The following is an 18068-nucleotide window of genomic DNA, read 5'->3' as shown; positions in this document are numbered from 1 at the left end:
GGGGTGGAAGCTTGCCGATTTTCCGGCGACATGCTTTGTGCCGCGGGAAAACGGGGGGCTGGCGATGGATCACGAAGGCTTGCGGCACTGGTCGAAGCGGGCGGCGGACTGGGCGGCGGACTACCACGCGGGCCTGCGCGACCGCCCGGTGCGTGCGCCGCTTCATCCCGGGGCCATAGCCCGGCAACTGCCCGACGCGCCGCCCGACGCGCCCGAGCCGATGGAGACGATCTGGTCCGATTTCGAATCCATCGTGCCGGACGGCATGACCCATTGGCAGCATCCCCGCTTCTTCGCCTATTTCCCGGCGAATGCCGCCCCGGCCTCGATGCTGGCCGAACAGCTGGTCAATGCGATGGCTTGCAACGCCTTGATCTGGCAGACCTCTCCGGCCGCGACCGAGGTCGAGCAGGTGATGGTCGACTGGCTGCGCCAGGCCGTGGGCCTGCCCGAGGGCTTCGTGGGAACGATCCACGATTCCGCGACCAACGCCACGCTCTCGGCGGTGCTGACGATGCGCGAGAAGGCGCTGGAGTGGCGCGGCCTGGAGGAGGGTCTGTCCGGTGGGCCGGTGCTTCGCTTCTACGCCAGCGCCGAGACGCATTCCTCAGTCGACAAGGCGATCCGGGTGGCGGGGATCGGGCAGCGGAACCTGGTGAAGGTGGCGACGGATTCCGACCGAGCCATGACCGGCGCGGCGCTTCAGGCGGCCATTGCGGCGGACCGGGCGGCGGGCTTGCAGCCTGCGGGCGTGATCCTCTGCGCGGGCGGGACCAGCGTGGGCGCTTTCGACCGGATCGGCGAATGCATCGCGGTGGCGAGGGCCGAGGGCCTGCCCACCCATGTCGACGCGGCCTGGGCGGGCTCGGCCATGATCTGCCCAGAGTTCCGCGGGCTCTGGGCCGGGATCGAGGGCGCCGATTCGGTCGTCTTCAACCCGCACAAGTGGCTTGGGGCGCAGTTCGACTGCTCGGTCCAGCTTCTGTGCGATCCCGGCGCCCAGGTGCGCACCCTGGGCCTGCGTCCGACCTACCTGGAAACCGCGGGCCGAGAGGAGATCGTCAACTTCAACGAATGGACGGTGCCGCTGGGCCGCCGCTTCCGCGCGCTGAAGCTGTGGTTCGTGCTGCGCGCCTACGGGCTGGACGGCCTGCGCACGCGCATCCGCAACCATGTCGCCTGGGCGCATGAGGCGCGCGACGCGCTGGCCGCCCTGCCCGGGGTCGAGATCGTGACCGAGCCGCGGCTGTCGCTCTTCAGCTTCGCGCTGGCGACCGATGCCGCGACCGAGGCGCTGTTGCAGCGGATCAACGACGACGGGCGGATCTACCTGACCCAGACCCGCGTCGACGGGCGCTTTGCGATCCGGGTGCAGGTGGGATCATTTGACTGTTCCAAGGAAGATGTCATGCTGATCGCAACGACTGTTCAAGAAATGCTTGCCTCATGTTCCTCCGAGTCCTTTTCCTCGCGCTGACGCTTGCCGCGCCGGTTTTCGCCCAGACCCTTCCCGACCCGCAAAGCGACACTCTGTCGGATTTCGCCGACGTCCTTGACGCCACCGAAGAGGGCCGGATCTCCCGGCTTCTGACCGAAACGCGTGCGGCGACGGGCGTGCAGATGGTGGTGGTGACCATGCCGGGCATTGCCAGCCAGGGCGGCGCCGGACAACGGATCGAGGACTATGCCAAGACGCTTTTCAATGCCTGGGGCGTCGGCGAGGCAGACCGCAACGACGGCATCATGCTGCTTCTGGACGTCGAGGCGCGCGAGGCGCGGATTGCCCTCGGCGCAAGCTACGACCCCGTCTATGACGGCCGCGCCGCCCGGGTCCTGTCCACCGCCGTCCTGCCGTCCCTGCGCGCGGGCAACTATGCCGCGGGGATCGAGGCCGGCGTCGCCTCGGCGCGCGACCGGCTGATCACGCCCTTCCTCGCAGGGACGCCGGTCTCGGTGAATGACGGCTTCGAAAGCCCGGATGGCACGTCCGGGCCACTGAACCTGCTCCTGGGCGCGGGTGCGGTGGCCGGGATCGCGGGCTTCGCCTTCTGGCGCAGCCTCCGGTCGCGGAAGACCTGCCCCAACTGCGGTGCGCCGCGGCTGGACCGGACCAGCGAGGTGATCCAGATGCCCACCAAGCGCGAAACCGGCCTCGCGATGCACCACCTGACCTGTGCGGCCTGCGGCTTCAATGACCACAAGTCCTGCCCCATCGGCTGGTCCAGTCGTGAAGCCCGTCGCGGCCGCTCTTCCTTCGCGTCCGGCGGGGGCCGGTCCTCGGGCAGCAGCAGCGGCTTCGGCGGCGGGCGCTCCTCGGGAGGCGGGGCGAGCGGGAAATGGTAGCCCGTCCAGGTATTTGCGCGGCGCTCTTGATCCTGGCGCAGCCTGCCTTGGCGCAAAGCCCGCAGGACCGGATGTTTCCGGACGCTTCAACCTGCTACGCGCGTATCTACAGCGCCGGGCATCTGGCCCAGCACCCCGCCCAGCAGGTGACCACGATGCGGCTTTCTCCGGCCAAGCTAGGCGACGACCCGCGACTTCTCCTCCACGTCGAACTCGTCCTCCGTGGCACGCCGGGTGGGGCGTTCGAAGGCTATGGCCTGTGCGAGAACGAGGGCGGCTCGCTTTACTGTGCGATGGAGGGGGATGCGGGCGGCTTCAGCATCGACCAGCGGGACGACGGCGCGATCCTGGTGGCGGTGTCGAGCCTTGGCATGTCCTTCGAGAACGATTCGGGCTTCGTCACCCTTGAAAGGAACAAGGGCGACGACCGCAGTTTCCTTTTGCGCCCGTCGCCCTGCAAGTGATCTGCGGCGCGGGGCCTGCACCCCACGCCGCATGGATCCGCCTTAGAACTGCAGCGAGACCTTCGCCTTGACGGTGGTCGCGTCAAAGTCCACGCCGGTCGCGTCAAAGTCGTTGAAGTCGTGCTGCAGCACTTCGCCACCGACCGTCCAGCGGTCGTTCACCGCGTAGTCGAAGCCCAGGCCGTAGACGAGGCCATTGTCGCTATAGTCCACGCCGCCGACGGTGGCATCGGCCTGCGCCACACCCAGCGCACCGTAGACCAGGCTGTTGCCGATCTCGCGACCGGCGGTCAGCTTCAGGGCCGCGACGCTGTCAAGCTCGCCTGCCGTGTCGCCCAGGTCGATCGAGGCCTTGTCCCAGGTCAGTTCGGTACCGGCGACCCAGTTGCCCAGATCCCAGCGATAGCCCGCATGGACGCCGCCCAGCCAGCCGTAGCCGTCCAGGCCCTCGGGCGTGGAATCGACGTCACCGTAGCCCAGCTGAGCACCGACATAGGCGCCCGACCAATCCGGACCGGCCGGAACGACTTCCTGCATCACCGGCGCGATGACCGGCTCTTCAGCAACGGCAACGGGACCACCGGCGAAGGCCGGGGCGGTCAGGGCAACGGTAGCAAACAATGCTGCGATAGTTTTCATTTCTGTCTCCTTGTTCTGGCCGACCGTAACGCCCGTCTGTGCGGACAAGTTCCGGTCGGCTCGGATGAGGGAATGGGCATCTAGCCCCCCAAGGGCAATGCCACTTCACGCGCGCTTGATGGAACTTCATCCGGCACGGCGGAGATCAGCCGAGGAACCCGAGGATTTGGGCCGCTCTCCGCCGGTTCCCGTGGCTCAGGCCCGCTCGGCGAGATCCAGCCACTCGGCTTCGGCGGCCTCAAGCGCGGTCTGCCGTTCGGCAAGCGCCTCTGTGGCCTTGCGGAACTTGACCGGCTCGCGGCTGAAAAGGTCCGGGTCGGCCAAGAGGGTCGACAGCTTGGCGATCTCGGATTCCAGCTTTTCGATCAGGGCCGGCAGATCCTCCAGACGCTTCCGTTCCGTGAAGCTGAGCGCTTGGGATTTCGCCACCGGCTCGGGCTTCGACGCCGGAGCCGCCGAGGGCTTCGCAGCCGTTTTCGCTGACTCGGCAATCGCTTGCGGGCGTTGGTTCGCGTAGTCAGACCAGCCTCCGGGATAGACGGTGGCCTTGCCGTCGCCCTCCATCGCCACGGTCGAAGTCGCGATCCGGTCGATGAAATCGCGGTCGTGGCTGACCAGCAGCACCGTCCCGTCATATTCGCCCAGGATGTCCTGCAGAAGGTCCAGCGTCTCGACGTCGAGGTCGTTGGTCGGTTCGTCCAGGATCAGCAGGTTCGACGGCTGCGCCATCAGCTTGGCCAGGAGAAGCCGCGCGCGCTCGCCCCCCGACAGGCTGCGCACCGGGGCGCGGGCCTGCGCCTCCTGAAAGAGGAAGTCCTTGAGATACGCGACCACATGCTTCGGCGTGCCCCGCACCATCACCTGGTCGGACGAGCCAGACACGCGCATCAAGGGATCGACAGTCAGGTTGTCCCAAAGGCTCGCCTCCAGGTCCAGCCGCGTGCGCGTCTGGTCGAAGATGGCGATTTCCAGGTTGGTGCCCAGCGTCACCTTCCCGGCGTCAGGTTGAACTTCGCCCGTCAACATCTTGAGAAGCGTGGTCTTTCCCACCCCATTCGGGCCGACGAAAGCCACCCGGTCGCCCCGCAGGACGCGGATCGAGAAGTCCTTGACGATAAGCTTGTCGCCAAAGGACTTGGTGAGCCCCTCGGCCTCGATCACCTTCTTGCCCGAGGTCGGGCCCGACGCAAGCTCCAGCGCCGCCGTCCCCTGCCGCCGGATCTGCGCCGCGCGGTCCGCCCGAAGTTGCTGCAGCGCGCGGACGCGGCCCATGTTGCGCTTCCTGCGCGCGCTGATGCCTTCGACGGCCCACTTGGCCTCGTGCTTGATCTTGCGGTCCAGCTTGTGGCGCGCCTCGTCCTCTTCGGCCCAGACCGTCTCGCGCCACTCCTCGAAGCCCTCGAACCCGGCCTCGCGCCGGCGCACCTCGCCCCGGTCGATCCAGAGCGTGGCTTTCGACAGCGCGCGCAGGAAGGCGCGGTCGTGCGAGATGAGGACGAAGGCCGTGCGGGTGGTGGAAAGCTCGGCCTCCAGCCATTCGATGGCCTGGATGTCGAGGTGGTTGGTGGGTTCGTCCAGCAGCATCAGCTCGGGCGCCTCGGCCAGAAGCTTGGCCAGCGCGGCGCGGCGGCGCTCCCCTCCGCTGGCGGTAGCAACGGGGGTGGCCGGGTTGAACTTCAGCCCCTCGGCCACCACGGCCAGGCGGTAGTCCTGCCCTTCCGGCAGGTTCGAGGCCGCGAAATCGCCCAGCGTGGCAAAGCGCGACAGGTCCGGCTCCTGCTCCATGTAGCCCACGGTCACGCCGGGGGGCACGGTGCGGGTGCCCCGGTCAGCCTCGACCAGCCCCGCCATCACCTTCATCAGCGTCGATTTCCCCGACCCGTTGCGCCCGACCAGCGCGATGCGGTCCCCAGGCTGGACGGTGAGCGAAAGGTCGTCGAAGACCGGGTTCCCACCGAAGGTCAGCGAGATGGAGGAGAGCTGAAGAAGGGGTGCGCGTGCCATGCCGGCGAGGTAGAGGGGGATTTGACCGGCGTCAACGTATCAAGGTGCAGGACGCGGCATGGTGACGGAAAAGGAGATCCGCATGGCCCCGCTTGACGGCATCATCATTCTGGACCTGACCCATGTGCTGGCAGGTCCCTTCTGCACGCAGACTCTGCAGGACCTTGGCGCGCGGGTGATCAAGGTCGAACGGCCGGGGACGGGTGACGACACGCGGGCCTTCCCGCCGTTCGTGGCGGGCGAAAGCGCCTATTTCGCGACGCTGAACGCGGGCAAGCAGTCCATCGCGCTGGACCTGAAGGCTGCCGGGGACCGCGCGATCTTCGACCGCCTGGTGGCCCGCGCCGACGTGCTGGTGGAAAACTACCGTCCCGGCGTGATGGCGCGGCTGGGCTACGGGTGGGAGGTTCTGCACGCCAGGCATCCTCGCCTGGTTTACGCCGCGGTCTCCGGCTTCGGCCAGACCGGCCCGGACGCCCTGAAGCCCGCCTACGACATGGTGGTGCAGGCACGCGGGGGCGTGATGTCGATCACCGGCGAGACGGGTGGCCCTCCGGTACGCGTGGGGGCCTCGATAGGCGACATCGTGGCGGGGATGTATCTGGCGCAGGGGGTCCTGGCGGCGCTTTACCAGCGCGAGAAGACCGGCGAAGGGTCGTTCATCGACGTGGCCATGCTGGATTCCCAGCTGGCGATCCAGGAACACGCGGTGGCCATCGCCTCGGCGACCGGCGTGGCCCCCGTCCCGACCGGAGCGCGGCATCCCACCATCACTCCCTTCGCCACCTTCCGCGCCGCCGACGGGTTCGTGGTCATCGCGGCGGGCAATGACGCGATGTTCGGCAGGCTCTGCACGGTCCTCGGCCTCGACATCGCGGGCGACCCGCGCTTTGCCACCAACGTCGCGCGCTGCGAGAACCATGCGCTTCTGAAGCGGCTGATCGAGACGGTGACGCTGGGCGCGCCCGTCGCGCACTGGCTGCAGGTGCTGGACGCGGCGGGCCTGCCCACGGCGCGGGTGCAGGACATGGTCGAGGTGCTGAAGGACCCCCAGCTTCGCGCCCGGAACATGGTGCTTCCGGTCACGCCGCATCCCGGCGGGCCCGCCTTCATCGCCACGGGCAATCCGATCAAGATGTCGACGCTGCCCGAAGTCACGGCCCTGCCCCCGGCCCCAAGGCTGGACGGGGACAGGTCCGGGATCCTGGACTGGCTGGATCGGGACTAGGCCGGAACGACCTTGGCCCCGCGCCGCATCGGCAGCAGGAACAGGGCCAGGAACACGAGGTTCGGCAGGATGTTCAGCGCCGCCCCCGCTGCCACCGAGGCCGCACTGTCCACGAGGAACCAGCCCAGGACCGAGGCACGGATGATCCCCCGCACCGCGTCCGATGCGTGCTCCAGCGGCTCTCCGGCCAGCTGCCAGATCATCAGCCCCCAGCCCAGCATCACACCGCCCCCAATGGAAAGCGCAAGGCGCGTCTCGGAGGCCGCCAGCGTCTCGGCCCCGTCGAAGGGCCAGACCAGAAGGTCGGTCAGAAGCCGCACCCCGATGTTCAGCGCCGGAACCGCGGACAGCGCCAGTGCAAGCCCCGTCACCATCGTCACACCCGCCGCAAACCGCAGGCCTTTCTGTTCGGACGTCATCATGCATCTCCTTCTTCTGATGAGGCCCTCAGGAAAGCCTGTCCGGGGAAGCGGTCCAATTCCCTGACAGGTAAGTGTCTTGCACCCGCCCTTGCGCTAGACTGGCCGCAAGGAGACCCCCCATGCACGCCTTCCCCACCGCGCTTCGCCAGTGGCGCCGCACCCGTCGCCTGAGCCAGCTGGACCTTGCCACCGAGGCCGAGGTCTCGCCCCGTCACCTGGCGTTTCTGGAGACCGGGCGCTCGCGTCCCTCCAGGGGCATGGTCCTGCGGCTGGCCGAGGTCATGGGCCTGCCGCACGGCGACCAGAACGGCCTTCTCTCGGCCGCCGGGTTCGCGCCGCAGTTTCCGGTCCTGCCGCTGGCCGCCGAGGAGATGGCCCAGGTCCGCGCCGCGATGGGCTGGATGATCGACCGCCACGCCCCCTACCCCGCGCTGATCCTGGACCGGCTCTGGCGGATCGTCGCGATGAACCCGCCCGCCGCGCGGCTTTTCGGCGCGGTGGGGTTTGTCGAGGGCGCAAGCCTTCTGGACGCCCTGTCCGACGCCACGGTCTTCTCGACCCTGATCGAGAACTGGATCGAGGTCGGCCACCACACCGCGCTGCGCCTCAGGGCCGAAAGCGCCCGCGCCGGGGGGATCGACGCCTTGGACCGCGCCGTCGCCGCGCTGATGGCCAACCCCGAGATCGCCGCCCACCAGCCCCGCGCCACGGGCCGGGCCATCCTGCCGACGGTTTACCGGCTGGGCGACCGGCGGCTGGCGATGTTCTCTACCTATGCCCAGTTCGGTGCCGCCGAGGAGGTGGCGCTGTCGGACATGAAGATCGAACTGATGTTCCCCGCCGATGCGGAGGCGGAGGCCGAGTTCGCCCGTCTGGCCGAAGGGTAAGCGGGTCGGGACGGCTATCAGATTGAGCGCCTTGCGGCGCGAAGGCCTTTTGTCTCGCGCTTTTGCGTGAAGGACGCAAAAGCGCTCGGGTGGCCTCCGGCGGGGATATTTGCGCAAATGTGAAAGGGGATGGGGGGCGCGCGCTGCGTTGTGCCGCGCTGGTGACGGAATGGCGCTGCCAGTTGCCGCATTCCAGCATTGCGGTCGGCCAAAGCCGCATTAGAACCGGCAGAGCATGAGCCGCACCGCTGCCATCCGCATCGACGCGCAGGACTGCGCCCCCGCCCGCTGGGACGACCCGGCGCGCGGCACGCTGTCGTGGCGTACGCTCATTTCCGGCGAGGTGACCCCGAGCGAGGCGCTCGTCTGCGGCATCGCCGAGATGCAGCCCGGCGAGACCTTCGCGCTTCACCGCCATGCCGAGCCGGAGGTCTATTTCGGTCTTGCGGGCGAAGGTATCGTCCTTGTCGACGGGGCGGCGCATCGGCTGGCACCGGGGGTAGCCCTTTACATCCCCGGAATGGCCGAGCATGGCGTGCCCGAGGTGACCGAGCCCTTGCGTTGGTTCTACACCTTCGCCCGCGACCGTTTCGACCAGATCACCTACCACTTCACCCATGAAGACCCCGTACAGGGGCAGAGGCCAGAATGACCGATCAGGACGCACTCGTGATCTTCACTCCCTCGGGCAAGCGGGGGCGCTTTGCGCTGGGGACGCCGGTCCTGACCGCCGCGCGGCAGCTGGGGGTGGACCTCGATTCCGTCTGCGGCGGGCGCGGCATCTGTTCGAAGTGCCAGATCACGCCCGGATATGGCGAGTTCCCCAAGCACGGGGTGACGGTGGCCGAGGACGCGCTTTCGGAGTGGAATGCCGTCGAGGACCGCTACAAGCGCATCCGCGGGCTGATCGACGGGCGGCGGCTCGGCTGCCAGGCCAAGGTGATGGGCGACGTGGTCATCGACGTGCCGCCCGAATCCCAGGTCCACAAGCAGGTCATCCGCAAGTCCGCGACCGAGCGGGTCATGGTCATGGACCCCGCCACCCGCGCCGTCTATGTCGAGGTGGAAGAGCCCGACATGCACGAGCCCACCGGCGATTTCGAACGCCTGGCGCGCGCGCTGAAGGACCAGTGGCAGGTCGACGGGATCGAGGCCGACCTCTCGGTCCTGCGCCGGTTGCAGCCCGTCCTGCGCAAGGGCGAATGGAAGGCCACCGTCGTCCTGCACAAGGGCAACCATGATGCCAGGACCCGCGTGCTGGACATCTTCCCCGGCTTCCATGAAGGGCCGCTTCTGGGCCTTGCCGTCGACCTCGGCTCCACCACCATCGCCGCGCATCTCTGCGACCTCTCGGACGGCCGTGTCCTGGCGTCGTCGGGCCTGATGAACCCGCAGATCCGCTTTGGCGAGGACCTGATGTCCCGCGTCTCTTACGCGATGATGAACCCCGGCGGCGATGTCGAGATGACCCGCGTGGTGCGCGAGGCGATCGACACGCTGGCCAAGGCGATTGCCGAAGAGGCGGGCGTCGACCCGGCGGCGATCTACGAGATGGTCATCGTCTTCAACCCGGTCATGCATCACCTGTTCCTGGGCGTGGACCCGGTGGAACTGGGCCAGGCGCCCTTTGCGCTGGCGACCTCGGGCAGCCTCAGCCTCGATGCGCGCGACGTGGACCTGACGAGCCTCAACCGCAACGCCCGGGTCTATGTGCTGCCCTGCATCGCGGGCCATGTGGGGGCGGATGCGGCCGCCGTGGCATTGTCCGAACAGCCGAACCAATCCAAGGACATGGTCCTGATTGTTGACGTGGGCACCAATGCCGAGATCCTCCTCGGCAACGAAACCCGCGTCCTTGCCTGCTCCTCTCCCACCGGCCCCGCCTTCGAGGGCGCGCAGATCTCCAGCGGTCAGCGCGCGGCGCCAGGTGCCATCGAGCGGGTGGAGATCGACCCTGCGACGAAGGAGCCGCGCTTCCGGGTGATCGGCTCCGACCTCTGGTCCGACGATCCGGGCTTTGCCGCGGCGACCGCCACCACCGGCGTCACCGGCATCTGCGGGTCCGGCATCATCGAGGCTGTGGCCGAGATGCGGATGGCGGGCCTTGTGGACGCGGGGGGACTGATCGGCGGGCCGGACCAGACCGGGACGGCGCGCTGCGAGGCGACCGGGCGGACGCACAGCTACCTCCTTTACGACGGCAGCGCCGAGGGCGGCCCGAGGATCAGCGTCACTCAGGGCGACATCCGGGCAATCCAGCTGGCGAAATCGGCGCTTTACGCGGGCGCGCGGCTGTTGATGGACGAGATGGGCGTCGACACCGTGGACCGCGTGACGCTGGCCGGGGCCTTCGGCGCGCATATCAGCCCCAAGCACGCGATGGTCTTGGGGATGATCCCTGACGTGCCGCTCGACAAGGTCACCAGCGCCGGCAACGCCGCCGGGACCGGCGCGCGGATCGCGCTCTGCAGTGTCGCGGCACGCGACCAGATCGAGGCGACCGTCCACCAGATCCACAAGGTCGAGACCGCCATCGAGCCCCGCTTCCAGGAGCATTTCGTCAACGCCAACGCCATTCCGCACGCGGTCGATCCCTTCCCGAACCTGAACGGGATCGTCCATCTGCCTGATGTCAGCTTCAACACCAAGCAGTCCGGCGACGAGGGCGGGCGCAGGCGGCGGCGCGGATAAGTCCTTGCGTGCGGGGCGAAAATCCGTAACGTCGCCGGCATGGACGATCCCGTCGCCGATTTGATAACGAAATGCGCGGCGGGCGACCGCGCCGCCTTCCGCTCGCTCTATCGTGTCAGCTCGGCGAAACTCATGGGCGTGCTCCTCCGTATGTTGGGAGAACGCGCAGAGGCGGAGGATGCCTTGCAGGAGGTCTACACACGGGTTTGGCTCCGCGCCGGTCGCTATGATCCGACGAAGGGCCGGGGTATGACCTGGCTGATCGCCATCGCCCGCAACCTGGCCATCGACCGCCTGCGCGCGCGGCCCGAAGCGACCTCGGACGAGGGGTTGGACACCGTCCAGGACAGCACGCCTCGGGCCGAGACCCGGCTGGTGGCGCAGGGCGAGGCAAAGCGGATGGCCGACTGTTTCGACACGCTTGACCCCGACAAGGCCGACGCGGTGCGTGGGGCCTATCTGAACGGGCTGTCCTACCTGGACCTCGCCGCGCGCCATGCCGTGCCGCTCAACACCATGCGGACATGGCTGCGCCGCAGCCTTCTGAAGCTGAAGGAGTGTCTGGAAACATGACCGACGCTCCGCTCACCCCCCGCGAAGCCGAGGACGCGCTGGCGGCCGAATATGTGCTGGGCGTCCTCGACGCGGCCGAACGCGCCGAGGTCGAAGCCCGCATCAAGCGCGAACCCGCCTTTGCCGCCCGCGTCGCTGACTGGGAAGACAAGCTCTCGGGCCTGAACGACGGCTTTGCCGAGGCCCCTGCCCCGAACCTCCTGCCGAAGATCGAAGCGCGGCTGTTCCCCAAGCAGCCCGGCACCCGGAGGTTCGGGCTTCTGGGCTGGCTGTCGGGCGCTGTGGTCGCCACGGCTCTGTCGCTGGCCGCGGTCTCGGTCCTGGCCCCGCCGCGTCTGACGCCCGTCGCCACCCTTGCCACGGCGGACAACCGGCTCGCCTACCGTGTCACCCATTTCGGCGGCAGCCTGCAGGTCACCCGCGTGGCCGGGGTTCCGGCCGTCGCGGGTCAGGTGCACGAGCTTTGGGTCATCGCCCCCGGCGCCAACCCTGTCTCGCTAGGCCTCTTGCAGGACCGCCCGCTGACCGTCGCCTACCCGGTCCCGCCGGCGGGCTTCGTGCTGGCCGTGTCCATCGAACCCGAGGGCGGCTCGCCCACCGGCGCACCCACCGGCCCTGTGATCCTGACCGCCGAAATCGGCGCCTGATCACGAAAGCGTGAGCGCAATCGCCCCGCGAAACTTCGGCAGAAAGCCTCCGTTCCTTCAGGTGTGAGGCGGGAATGACCCCGCCCGTAACCGGAGGAAACGACCCGATGAAATCCCTGAAGCTTGCGACCGCGATCCTGGCCCTGACCACCGGCATGGCTCTGGCCGAGAACCCGATGGTCGGCGGCGCGCCGATGTACGAAGACAAGAACATCGTCGAGAACGCTGTCAATTCGAAGGACCACACCACGCTCGTCGCCGCCGTGCAGGCCGCGGGCCTGGTCGAGACGCTGCAGGGAGAAGGCCCCTTCACCGTCTTCGCGCCGACGAACGACGCTTTCGCCAAGCTGCCCGCCGGCACGGTCGAGACGCTTCTGAAGCCCGAGAACAAGGACCAGCTGACCAAGATCCTGACCTGCCATGTCGTCGCGGCCAACGCGCTTGCGGCCGACATCAACAAGATGATCGCCGATGACGGCGGCATGCACCCGGTCAAGACCGTGGGCGGCTGCGAATTCACCGCGATGGTCGAAGGCGACGCGATCAAGATCAAGGACGGCCAGGGCAATGTCGCCACCGTCACCATCGCCGACGTCAAGCAGTCGAACGGCGTGATCCACGTCATCGACACGGTGCTTCTGCCGGCGATGTGATCCCCGAACCTGGCGCGCGGGAGGGTCACTACTCCCGCGCGTCCGGACCGCGTCCGGGGCAAAGTCATGTCCCCTTCCACCCCCGGCCTCGGCAGGTCTTCGGGCGCAAGTCCGAAGACCTTTTCCTTATGAGCAAATGAAAAGGCCGCCCGAAGGCGGCCCCGTCCTATTCTGCGGCTTCCTTCGGAGGATCGCCGTCGGGCTTGTCGCCCTTGGGCTTGCGCGGGCCGCGCTGGCGGCGCGGGCGGTCCTCTTTCCCGGCCTCGGCAGGCTCGGGTGCAGGTTCGGGTTCGTTCCGGCCGCGCGTCTGCGATTCCGGCGTCTCGATCAGCCCGGTGTCGTCGCCGGCATCAAGGTCGATCACGTCGCTTGCCAAAGCCGGCTCTTCCGCCGGGAAGCTCCGCTCTTCGCGGAAGTCGCGGTTGAAATCGCGCCGCTCGCCACGGTCCGGCCGGTCGCCGCGGTCCTGCCGTTCGCCCCGGTCACGATCGCGATCCCGGTCGCGGCGGTCCTGCCGGTCCTGCCCCTCGCGCCGATCCTGCCCCTCGGGCCGGTCGCCGCGCGGCTGGTGCTGCTGTCCGCCGTTGCCGTTCTGGCCGCCTTGCTGGCCACCCTGCCCGCCGTTCTGCCCGCCGTTCTGCTGGTACTGCTGCTGGCGCGCCTCCTGTTCGGCCGCCATCTCCTTCATCGCCTCGGCGAGCATCCGGGTGTAATGCTCGGCATGCTGCAGGAAGTTCTCGGCCGCCACGCGGTCGTTCGACAGCTGCGCATCGCGCGCGAGCATCTGGTACTTCTCGATGATCTGCTGCGGCGTGCCACGGACCTTGCCCTCGGGACCCGAGGAATCGAACACGCGGTTGATGATGTTGCCGAGGGTGCGCGGGCGGTTCTGGTGGAACGCGAGCGTTTCTTGGAGGAGCGCATCTGGTCCTTTTGATGGCTTTGGCCTGCGACCGCCGCCCCTCATGGGCTGCAATTTCGGGTCAGCAGGGCCTGGGCAGTGCGTCATCGGCAGGTGGGAACCCGCGCGCGACATTGGCCACTAACCACAGGCTTTCCCGTGTGACAAGGGATAATTGTGCATTGGTGCGGGATTCAGCGCGGCTCAGGCGCAGCCGCAACTGTCCCCACCGGGTTTTTCGCCGCTCACCACCCGGTCGCGCCCGTCCAGATCGGGCAGGACACGCACGTCCTGTAACCCTGCGACAGCGAACAGATCGGCGACCGCGGCACCCTGCGTGGGCCCGATCTCCACCAGAAGCCGCCCGCCCGGCATCAGCCGCGCCCCCGCGCCCCGCGTGATGGCGCGGTAGGCGTCCAGCCCATCGCCCCCCGGCGTAAGCGCCAGATGCGGCTCCCAGTCGCGAACTTCGGGTGCCAGCGCGGGCATCTCCTCGGCGGCGATGTAGGGCGGGTTCGACACGATCAGGTCATAGGCGCCGGTCACGCCCGCGAACCAGTCCGACTTCCGGAACCGCGCCCGCGCCTCCAGCCCCAGGTCGCGGGTGTTCCCCATCGCCACCTGCAGCGCCGCGTCCGAGATGTCGGTCCCAAGCCCCCGCGCCATCGGCATGCCCTTGAGGCAGGAAAGCAGGATGCAGCCGCTTCCGGTGCCAAGGTCGAGCATCTTGAGGAAGGGCCGCGACAGAGCCTCGGCCACCAGGGTCTCGGTCTCCGGCCTCGGGTCCAGCACGTCGCGGGTGACGCGGAACGACAGGCCCCAGAACAGCCGCCGCCCGGTGATCTGCGCCACCGGCTGCCGCGCCCTGCGCGCTGCAAGGGCCGCGTCATACATCGCCTCTTGCGGCGGGGTCATCTCGTCCTGCAGCTTCAGCGTCAGCCGGTCATGGCCGATCCCCAGCGCATGGGCCAGAAGGACCCGCGCATCGCGCGCCGCGTCCTCGATCCCGGCCTCCTGCAACTCAGGGATCGCCCGGCGCAGCGCGTCCTGGGCCTTCATCCCTCCATCTCCGCCAGCCGTTCGGCCTGGTCATGGGCCACAAGCGCGTCGATGATCTCGCCCAGGTCGCCCGCCATGATCTGCGGCAGCGCGTAGAGTGTCAGGTTAATCCGGTGGTCGGTCATCCGGCCTTGCGGGAAGTTGTAGGTCCTGATCCGCTCGCTCCGGTCGCCAGAGCCGATCTGGCTCTTCCGGTCCGCCGCGCGTTCGGAATGCAGCCGTTCGCGTTCCGCCTCATAGAGCCGCGCCCGCAGGACCTGCATCGCGATCTCGCGGTTCCTGTGCTGCGACTTCTCCGAAGAGGTGACCACGATCCCCGTTGGCAGGTGCGTGATCCGGACGGCCGAATCCGTCGTGTTCACGTGCTGCCCGCCCGCGCCACTGGACCGCATCGTGTCGATCCGGATGTCACTGGCGGGGATGTCGATGTCCACTTCCTCGGCCTCGGGCAGCACCGCCACGGTGGCCGCCGAAGTATGGATTCGCCCCTGCGCCTCGGTCTCGGGCACCCGCTGCACGCGGTGGACGCCGGATTCGTATTTCATCCGGGCATAGACGCCCTCGCCCTCGATCAGGGCCGAGAATTCCTTCAGCCCCCCGACGTCCCCCGCCTGTTCGCTGATGATCTCGAACCGCCAGCCCATGCGCTCGGCATAGCGCTGGTACATCCGCGCCAGGTCACCGGCGAACAGCGCCGCCTCGTCGCCGCCCGTGCCCGGCCGGATTTCCAGGATCGCCGGCCGCGCGTCGGCCGCGTCCTTCGGCAGCAGCGCCAGCCGCAGGGCCTGCTCCATCTCGGGGATGCGCGCTTTTAGCCGGGGCAGCTCCTCCTCGGCCAGCGCCTTCATCTCGGGGTCGGCCAGCATCGCCTCGGCCTCGGCCAGGTCGTCCAGCGACCGGCGATAGGCGCTGATCTCCTCCACCACCGGCTTGAGGTCGGTGTATTCCTTGGAAATCCGCGCAATCTCGGACGGCGCGGCCGCACCTGCGTTCAGTTGCGCCTCGAGATACTCGAAACGCTCGGTGATCTGGGCAAGCTTGTCCAACGGAACCATGGCCGGGGGTTTGGCAGGCGGGTCCGCGGGCGTCAAGGCCCGGCTAGCGCGGGCCGTAGATGTCGATGATCCGGCGCCTGAGGCCGCCCAGGGCGCGATCGGTCCAAAAGAGCTTGCGGCCCTTGCGGTCGGTGAACTCCGCCCCTTCCGGCAGGGCCGCCAGGTCCTCGCCCTTCAGCTTCACGCCGGGGAAGGTCACTGCGATCAGCCCCTCGCGGCGGCGGCGGATCCAGGGCAGGCTCGCGCGCAGATGTACCAGCCAGCGCCAGGGCTGCATGTATTCGGTCGGGAACTTGACCACCAGCGAGGTCGGCACCGCCCGCATCACCGGCTGCGCGGACCAGGAGATGAAGCGTTCGTCCGCCATCATCGGCTTGATCCCATGCGTCCCGTGCCGGGCGACAAGCTCGCGGTAGCGGGCGGCGACATAGGTGGAATGGGCAGGATGGTAGACGACAACCGAGGAATTGCCCCGCGCATAGCGCTTGCCCTTCGTGGCCCGGTGCAGCCAGCGTGCGACCCGGCCGAAGGGAAGGAGCGCGCTTTGCAGGATGGCGATCGTCTCGGGTCCCTCCATGATCGTCAGAAGGCGCGACAGGTCACCGAAGACCAGGGTGTCGAGGTCCAGGAAGATGGCCGGCATGTCGGCGGGCACCACGCCCGGCTCGAAGAGGCAAAGCTTTGCCTGGCAGCCGCTCTGCCGCATCTCGGGCTGAAGGAACCAGTCGGGGATGTCGCGAAGCTCGACCCCGGGCTCCAGCCCCGGACGCGGACGGTCGGACAGAAGGACGAACCGCTTCAGGCCCTGGGCGTGCCTGCGCACCTGCTGGATCAGCCGGTTGATCTCGGCGACCGGATACCGCTCGCCCCAGGCGATCAGCACGCATTGCCAGGACGGAACGGGATGGGACATGGGGGCATCGACCGGACTGCAAGGGTTCACGCGCTCATCGCACGGCCGCCGGGGGCCGCGCAAGCCGCCCCGCGCCTCAGCCTTGGGTCAGCGCCTGCGCCCAAGCCTGCAGCCGCGCCGCGTTGACCCCCATGTCGCCGCGTCCGAAGCGCAGGCGGGCGTAGATGTAAAGCCCGTCCGGCCGGACCTCGGCCGTCGTGTAATCGGGAAAGCCCCAGAGCGCGCTGCGTGTCACCCAGGTGATCCGCCCCTCTTCCACGCTGCCCACAAGGCGCGTGGTGCGCGGGGTGGCCAGCGCCACGGTATCCAGCCGCGCCAGAAGCTCCCGCGCATCCGCGCTTTCCAGCCGCAGGCTTGCCGACCCTTCGGCCGGGACCACCACGCCCCAGGGCCCGTCACCAAGGGGCGCGACATGCCAGCGCGCGGGGTCCGAAGGCGCAAGGCGGACATAGCCCGCGAAGACCACCAGCGCCGCCAGAAGCCCCCAGACCAGCCATGCCGCCATGCGCCCTCTCCTCACCTTTGCGTCCGCGCCCAATGATAGAGGCAGATCAGCTCATAGGCCACATGCGCCCCGGCCACCGCCGTCGCCCCCGTGGTATCATAGGGCGGCGAGACCTCGACGACATCCCCGCCGACAAGGTTGATCCCCGCCAGGTCGCGCAGCATCGCCGCCACCTGCCAGCTTGCCAGCCCGCCCCAGACCGGAGTCCCCGTCCCGGGCGCAAAGGCCGGGTCCAGCGCGTCGATGTCGAAAGTGAGGTAGGTGGGCCGGTCGCCGACGATCCCCTTCACCGTCTCCACGACCCTTTGGACGCCCCACTCATGCGCCTCGCGCGCGGTGATGACGTTGACGCCCAGGTAATCCTCGGTCGTCGTCCGGATCCCGATCTGGACCGACCGCTTCGGATCGACGAGCCCCGCCTTGACCGACTTGTAGAACATCGTCCCATGGTCGATCCGCGCCGGGTTGTCGTCGGGCCAGAGGTCCGAATGCGCGTCGAAGTGGATCATCGAGACAGGTCCGAACTTCTCGGCATAGGCCTTCAGGATGGGATAGGTGATGAAGTGGTCACCCCCCAGCACGATGCTCCCCGCCCCCGCCTTCAGGATGGTGCGGATGTGGTTGGTCAGCGTCTCGGGAAACTCCGGCACATTGGCATAGTCGAAGGCCACGTCGCCGTAGTCGATGACGTTGAGGTCCTCCAGCGGGTCCGTCCCCCAGCCCGGCGGCGGGTCGTAGGGCATCAGCGCCGAGGCTTCGCGGATCGCCCGCGGGCCGAAGCGGGTGCCCGCGCGGTGGCTGACCGCCTGGTCGAAGGGAACTCCGGTGATCGCCAGGTCCACACCCGTCAGGTCCTTCGTATAGGTCCGCCGCAGGAAGGAGGTCGCGCCGCCGAAGGCGTTTTCATAGGAATAGCCCCGGTGCGAATTCCGGGTGAACGCAGTGTCGACCTGCGTCTTCGCGTCTTCAAGTGCCATGATTGGTCTCGGGTCTTGCAGCGCAGTCGTTCAGCGGAGACGCGCGGATCCGGTCCGGGCAAGAAACCCGCCCCGCGCGCGCCTGTCAAGCGGGCGATTTCTTCGAA

At 68.3% G+C, this 18068-nt stretch carries 19 protein-coding genes; 10 read left to right on the top strand and 9 right to left on the bottom strand.

Annotation, left to right across the window (positions count from 1 at the left end; all coding sequences use genetic code 11):
- The first annotated feature begins 64 nt into the window (after window positions 1-64).
- From ACE3Q6_RS00220 to ACE3Q6_RS00210, 3 genes are read left to right on the top strand one after another with little or no spacing between them, the layout of a single operon-like run.
- Window positions 65-1477 (top strand): aspartate aminotransferase family protein, encoded by a 1413-nt coding sequence (locus ACE3Q6_RS00220; RefSeq protein WP_374426355.1) that lies wholly within the window; start codon window positions 65-67, stop codon window positions 1475-1477.
- Window positions 1447-2343, top strand: a complete 897-nt coding sequence (locus ACE3Q6_RS00215; protein WP_374426352.1) for a TPM domain-containing protein — start codon at window positions 1447-1449, stop codon at window positions 2341-2343. Before ACE3Q6_RS00220 ends, ACE3Q6_RS00215 begins: the two co-directional genes overlap by 31 nt.
- On the top strand, window positions 2337-2807 hold the full coding sequence (locus ACE3Q6_RS00210; protein ID WP_374426349.1) for a hypothetical protein: 471 nt from the start codon (window positions 2337-2339) through the stop codon (window positions 2805-2807). The genes ACE3Q6_RS00215 and ACE3Q6_RS00210 overlap by 7 nt, the downstream gene beginning before the upstream one ends.
- A 42-nt stretch (window positions 2808-2849) precedes the next feature.
- Here the strand turns inward: ACE3Q6_RS00210 and ACE3Q6_RS00205 are convergent, their stop codons facing one another.
- Window positions 2850-3446, bottom strand: coding sequence for an outer membrane protein (locus tag ACE3Q6_RS00205; protein ID WP_374426346.1), 597 nt, complete (start codon window positions 3444-3446; stop codon window positions 2850-2852).
- 195 nt (window positions 3447-3641) lie between these two features.
- Window positions 3642-5450 carry an ABC-F family ATP-binding cassette domain-containing protein gene (locus tag ACE3Q6_RS00200; RefSeq protein ID WP_374426344.1) on the bottom strand — a complete coding sequence of 603 codons (1809 nt, stop codon included), beginning with the start codon at window positions 5448-5450 and terminating at the stop codon, window positions 3642-3644.
- A gap of 82 nt (window positions 5451-5532) precedes the next feature.
- Here ACE3Q6_RS00200 and ACE3Q6_RS00195 point away from each other — a divergent pair, with 82 nt between their 5' ends.
- Window positions 5533-6678, top strand: a complete 1146-nt coding sequence (locus ACE3Q6_RS00195) for a CaiB/BaiF CoA transferase family protein (protein WP_374426342.1) — start codon at window positions 5533-5535, stop codon at window positions 6676-6678.
- Here ACE3Q6_RS00195 and ACE3Q6_RS00190 read toward each other — a convergent pair.
- Window positions 6675-7097, bottom strand: a complete 423-nt coding sequence (locus ACE3Q6_RS00190; protein ID WP_374426339.1) for a hypothetical protein — start codon at window positions 7095-7097, stop codon at window positions 6675-6677. The genes ACE3Q6_RS00195 and ACE3Q6_RS00190 overlap by 4 nt on opposite strands.
- Window positions 7098-7219: 122 nt before the next feature.
- Between ACE3Q6_RS00190 and ACE3Q6_RS00185 the strand changes: the two genes are divergently transcribed.
- The 6 genes from ACE3Q6_RS00185 to ACE3Q6_RS00160 all read left to right on the top strand — a co-directional run bounded on the left by ACE3Q6_RS00185 (window position 7220) and on the right by ACE3Q6_RS00160 (window position 12551).
- Window positions 7220-7987, top strand: a complete 768-nt coding sequence (locus ACE3Q6_RS00185; protein WP_374426336.1) for a helix-turn-helix domain-containing protein — start codon at window positions 7220-7222, stop codon at window positions 7985-7987.
- A gap of 235 nt (window positions 7988-8222) precedes the next feature.
- Window positions 8223-8639, top strand: coding sequence for a cupin domain-containing protein (locus tag ACE3Q6_RS00180; protein WP_374426333.1), 417 nt, complete (start codon window positions 8223-8225; stop codon window positions 8637-8639).
- Window positions 8636-10678, top strand: coding sequence for an ASKHA domain-containing protein (locus ACE3Q6_RS00175; protein ID WP_374426331.1), 2043 nt, complete (start codon window positions 8636-8638; stop codon window positions 10676-10678). Before ACE3Q6_RS00180 ends, ACE3Q6_RS00175 begins: the two co-directional genes overlap by 4 nt.
- Window positions 10679-10717: 39 nt before the next feature.
- The gene (locus tag ACE3Q6_RS00170; protein WP_374426328.1) at window positions 10718-11251 is read left to right on the top strand and encodes a sigma-70 family RNA polymerase sigma factor; all 534 of its coding nucleotides are present in this window, start codon (window positions 10718-10720) and stop codon (window positions 11249-11251) included.
- On the top strand, window positions 11248-11898 hold the full coding sequence (locus tag ACE3Q6_RS00165) for an anti-sigma factor domain-containing protein (protein WP_374426325.1): 651 nt from the start codon (window positions 11248-11250) through the stop codon (window positions 11896-11898). The genes ACE3Q6_RS00170 and ACE3Q6_RS00165 overlap by 4 nt, the downstream gene beginning before the upstream one ends.
- A 107-nt stretch (window positions 11899-12005) precedes the next feature.
- Window positions 12006-12551, top strand: coding sequence for a fasciclin domain-containing protein (locus ACE3Q6_RS00160; RefSeq protein ID WP_374427558.1), 546 nt, complete (start codon window positions 12006-12008; stop codon window positions 12549-12551).
- 166 nt (window positions 12552-12717) lie between these two features.
- Here ACE3Q6_RS00160 and ACE3Q6_RS00155 read toward each other — a convergent pair whose 3' ends face one another.
- The 6 genes from ACE3Q6_RS00155 to speB all read right to left on the bottom strand — a co-directional run bounded on the left by ACE3Q6_RS00155 (window position 12718) and on the right by speB (window position 17961).
- The gene (locus ACE3Q6_RS00155) at window positions 12718-13404 is read right to left on the bottom strand and encodes a DUF4167 domain-containing protein (protein ID WP_374426322.1); all 687 of its coding nucleotides are present in this window, start codon (window positions 13402-13404) and stop codon (window positions 12718-12720) included.
- 252 nt (window positions 13405-13656) lie between these two features.
- Window positions 13657-14511 carry a peptide chain release factor N(5)-glutamine methyltransferase gene (gene prmC / locus ACE3Q6_RS00150; RefSeq protein WP_374426319.1) on the bottom strand — a complete coding sequence of 285 codons (855 nt, stop codon included), beginning with the start codon at window positions 14509-14511 and terminating at the stop codon, window positions 13657-13659.
- A complete protein-coding gene (gene prfA / locus ACE3Q6_RS00145; RefSeq protein ID WP_374426316.1) occupies window positions 14508-15566 on the bottom strand; it encodes a peptide chain release factor 1 in 1059 nt (352 codons plus the stop codon). The genes prmC and prfA overlap by 4 nt, the downstream gene beginning before the upstream one ends.
- A 43-nt stretch (window positions 15567-15609) precedes the next feature.
- A complete protein-coding gene (locus ACE3Q6_RS00140; protein WP_374426313.1) occupies window positions 15610-16479 on the bottom strand; it encodes a hypothetical protein in 870 nt (289 codons plus the stop codon).
- Between the two features lie 76 nt (window positions 16480-16555).
- Window positions 16556-16984 carry a DUF1499 domain-containing protein gene (locus ACE3Q6_RS00135; protein ID WP_374426310.1) on the bottom strand — a complete coding sequence of 143 codons (429 nt, stop codon included), beginning with the start codon at window positions 16982-16984 and terminating at the stop codon, window positions 16556-16558.
- Between the two features lie 11 nt (window positions 16985-16995).
- Window positions 16996-17961 carry an agmatinase gene (gene speB / locus ACE3Q6_RS00130; RefSeq protein ID WP_374426308.1) on the bottom strand — a complete coding sequence of 322 codons (966 nt, stop codon included), beginning with the start codon at window positions 17959-17961 and terminating at the stop codon, window positions 16996-16998.
- Between the last annotated feature and the right edge of the window lie 107 nt (window positions 17962-18068).

The sequence above is a fragment of the Tabrizicola sp. genome (assembly GCF_041913445.1).
Lineage (GTDB): Bacteria > Pseudomonadota > Alphaproteobacteria > Rhodobacterales > Rhodobacteraceae > Tabrizicola.
This window is presented reverse-complemented; position numbering and strand designations above follow the sequence as displayed.

What these genes read in the sequence shown, in the direction of transcription:
- ACE3Q6_RS00220 (WP_374426355.1), top strand. Translation starts at nt 65, where the DNA reads ATGGATCACGAAGGCTTGCGGCACTGGTCGAAGCGGGCGGCGGACTGG.
- ACE3Q6_RS00215 (WP_374426352.1), top strand. Translation starts at nt 1,447, where the DNA reads ATGTTCCTCCGAGTCCTTTTCCTCGCGCTGACGCTTGCCGCGCCGGTT.
- ACE3Q6_RS00210 (WP_374426349.1), top strand. Translation starts at nt 2,337, where the DNA reads ATGGTAGCCCGTCCAGGTATTTGCGCGGCGCTCTTGATCCTGGCGCAG.
- ACE3Q6_RS00205 (WP_374426346.1), bottom strand. Translation starts at nt 3,446, where the DNA reads ATGAAAACTATCGCAGCATTGTTTGCTACCGTTGCCCTGACCGCCCCG.
- ACE3Q6_RS00200 (WP_374426344.1), bottom strand. Translation starts at nt 5,450, where the DNA reads ATGGCACGCGCACCCCTTCTTCAGCTCTCCTCCATCTCGCTGACCTTC.
- ACE3Q6_RS00195 (WP_374426342.1), top strand. Translation starts at nt 5,533, where the DNA reads ATGGCCCCGCTTGACGGCATCATCATTCTGGACCTGACCCATGTGCTG.
- ACE3Q6_RS00190 (WP_374426339.1), bottom strand. Translation starts at nt 7,097, where the DNA reads ATGACGTCCGAACAGAAAGGCCTGCGGTTTGCGGCGGGTGTGACGATG.
- ACE3Q6_RS00185 (WP_374426336.1), top strand. Translation starts at nt 7,220, where the DNA reads ATGCACGCCTTCCCCACCGCGCTTCGCCAGTGGCGCCGCACCCGTCGC.
- ACE3Q6_RS00180 (WP_374426333.1), top strand. Translation starts at nt 8,223, where the DNA reads ATGAGCCGCACCGCTGCCATCCGCATCGACGCGCAGGACTGCGCCCCC.
- ACE3Q6_RS00175 (WP_374426331.1), top strand. Translation starts at nt 8,636, where the DNA reads ATGACCGATCAGGACGCACTCGTGATCTTCACTCCCTCGGGCAAGCGG.
- ACE3Q6_RS00170 (WP_374426328.1), top strand. Translation starts at nt 10,718, where the DNA reads ATGGACGATCCCGTCGCCGATTTGATAACGAAATGCGCGGCGGGCGAC.
- ACE3Q6_RS00165 (WP_374426325.1), top strand. Translation starts at nt 11,248, where the DNA reads ATGACCGACGCTCCGCTCACCCCCCGCGAAGCCGAGGACGCGCTGGCG.
- ACE3Q6_RS00160 (WP_374427558.1), top strand. Translation starts at nt 12,006, where the DNA reads ATGAAATCCCTGAAGCTTGCGACCGCGATCCTGGCCCTGACCACCGGC.
- prmC (WP_374426319.1), bottom strand. Translation starts at nt 14,511, where the DNA reads ATGAAGGCCCAGGACGCGCTGCGCCGGGCGATCCCTGAGTTGCAGGAG.
- prfA (WP_374426316.1), bottom strand. Translation starts at nt 15,566, where the DNA reads ATGGTTCCGTTGGACAAGCTTGCCCAGATCACCGAGCGTTTCGAGTAT.
- ACE3Q6_RS00140 (WP_374426313.1), bottom strand. Translation starts at nt 16,479, where the DNA reads ATGTCCCATCCCGTTCCGTCCTGGCAATGCGTGCTGATCGCCTGGGGC.
- ACE3Q6_RS00135 (WP_374426310.1), bottom strand. Translation starts at nt 16,984, where the DNA reads ATGGCGGCATGGCTGGTCTGGGGGCTTCTGGCGGCGCTGGTGGTCTTC.
- speB (WP_374426308.1), bottom strand. Translation starts at nt 17,961, where the DNA reads ATGGCACTTGAAGACGCGAAGACGCAGGTCGACACTGCGTTCACCCGG.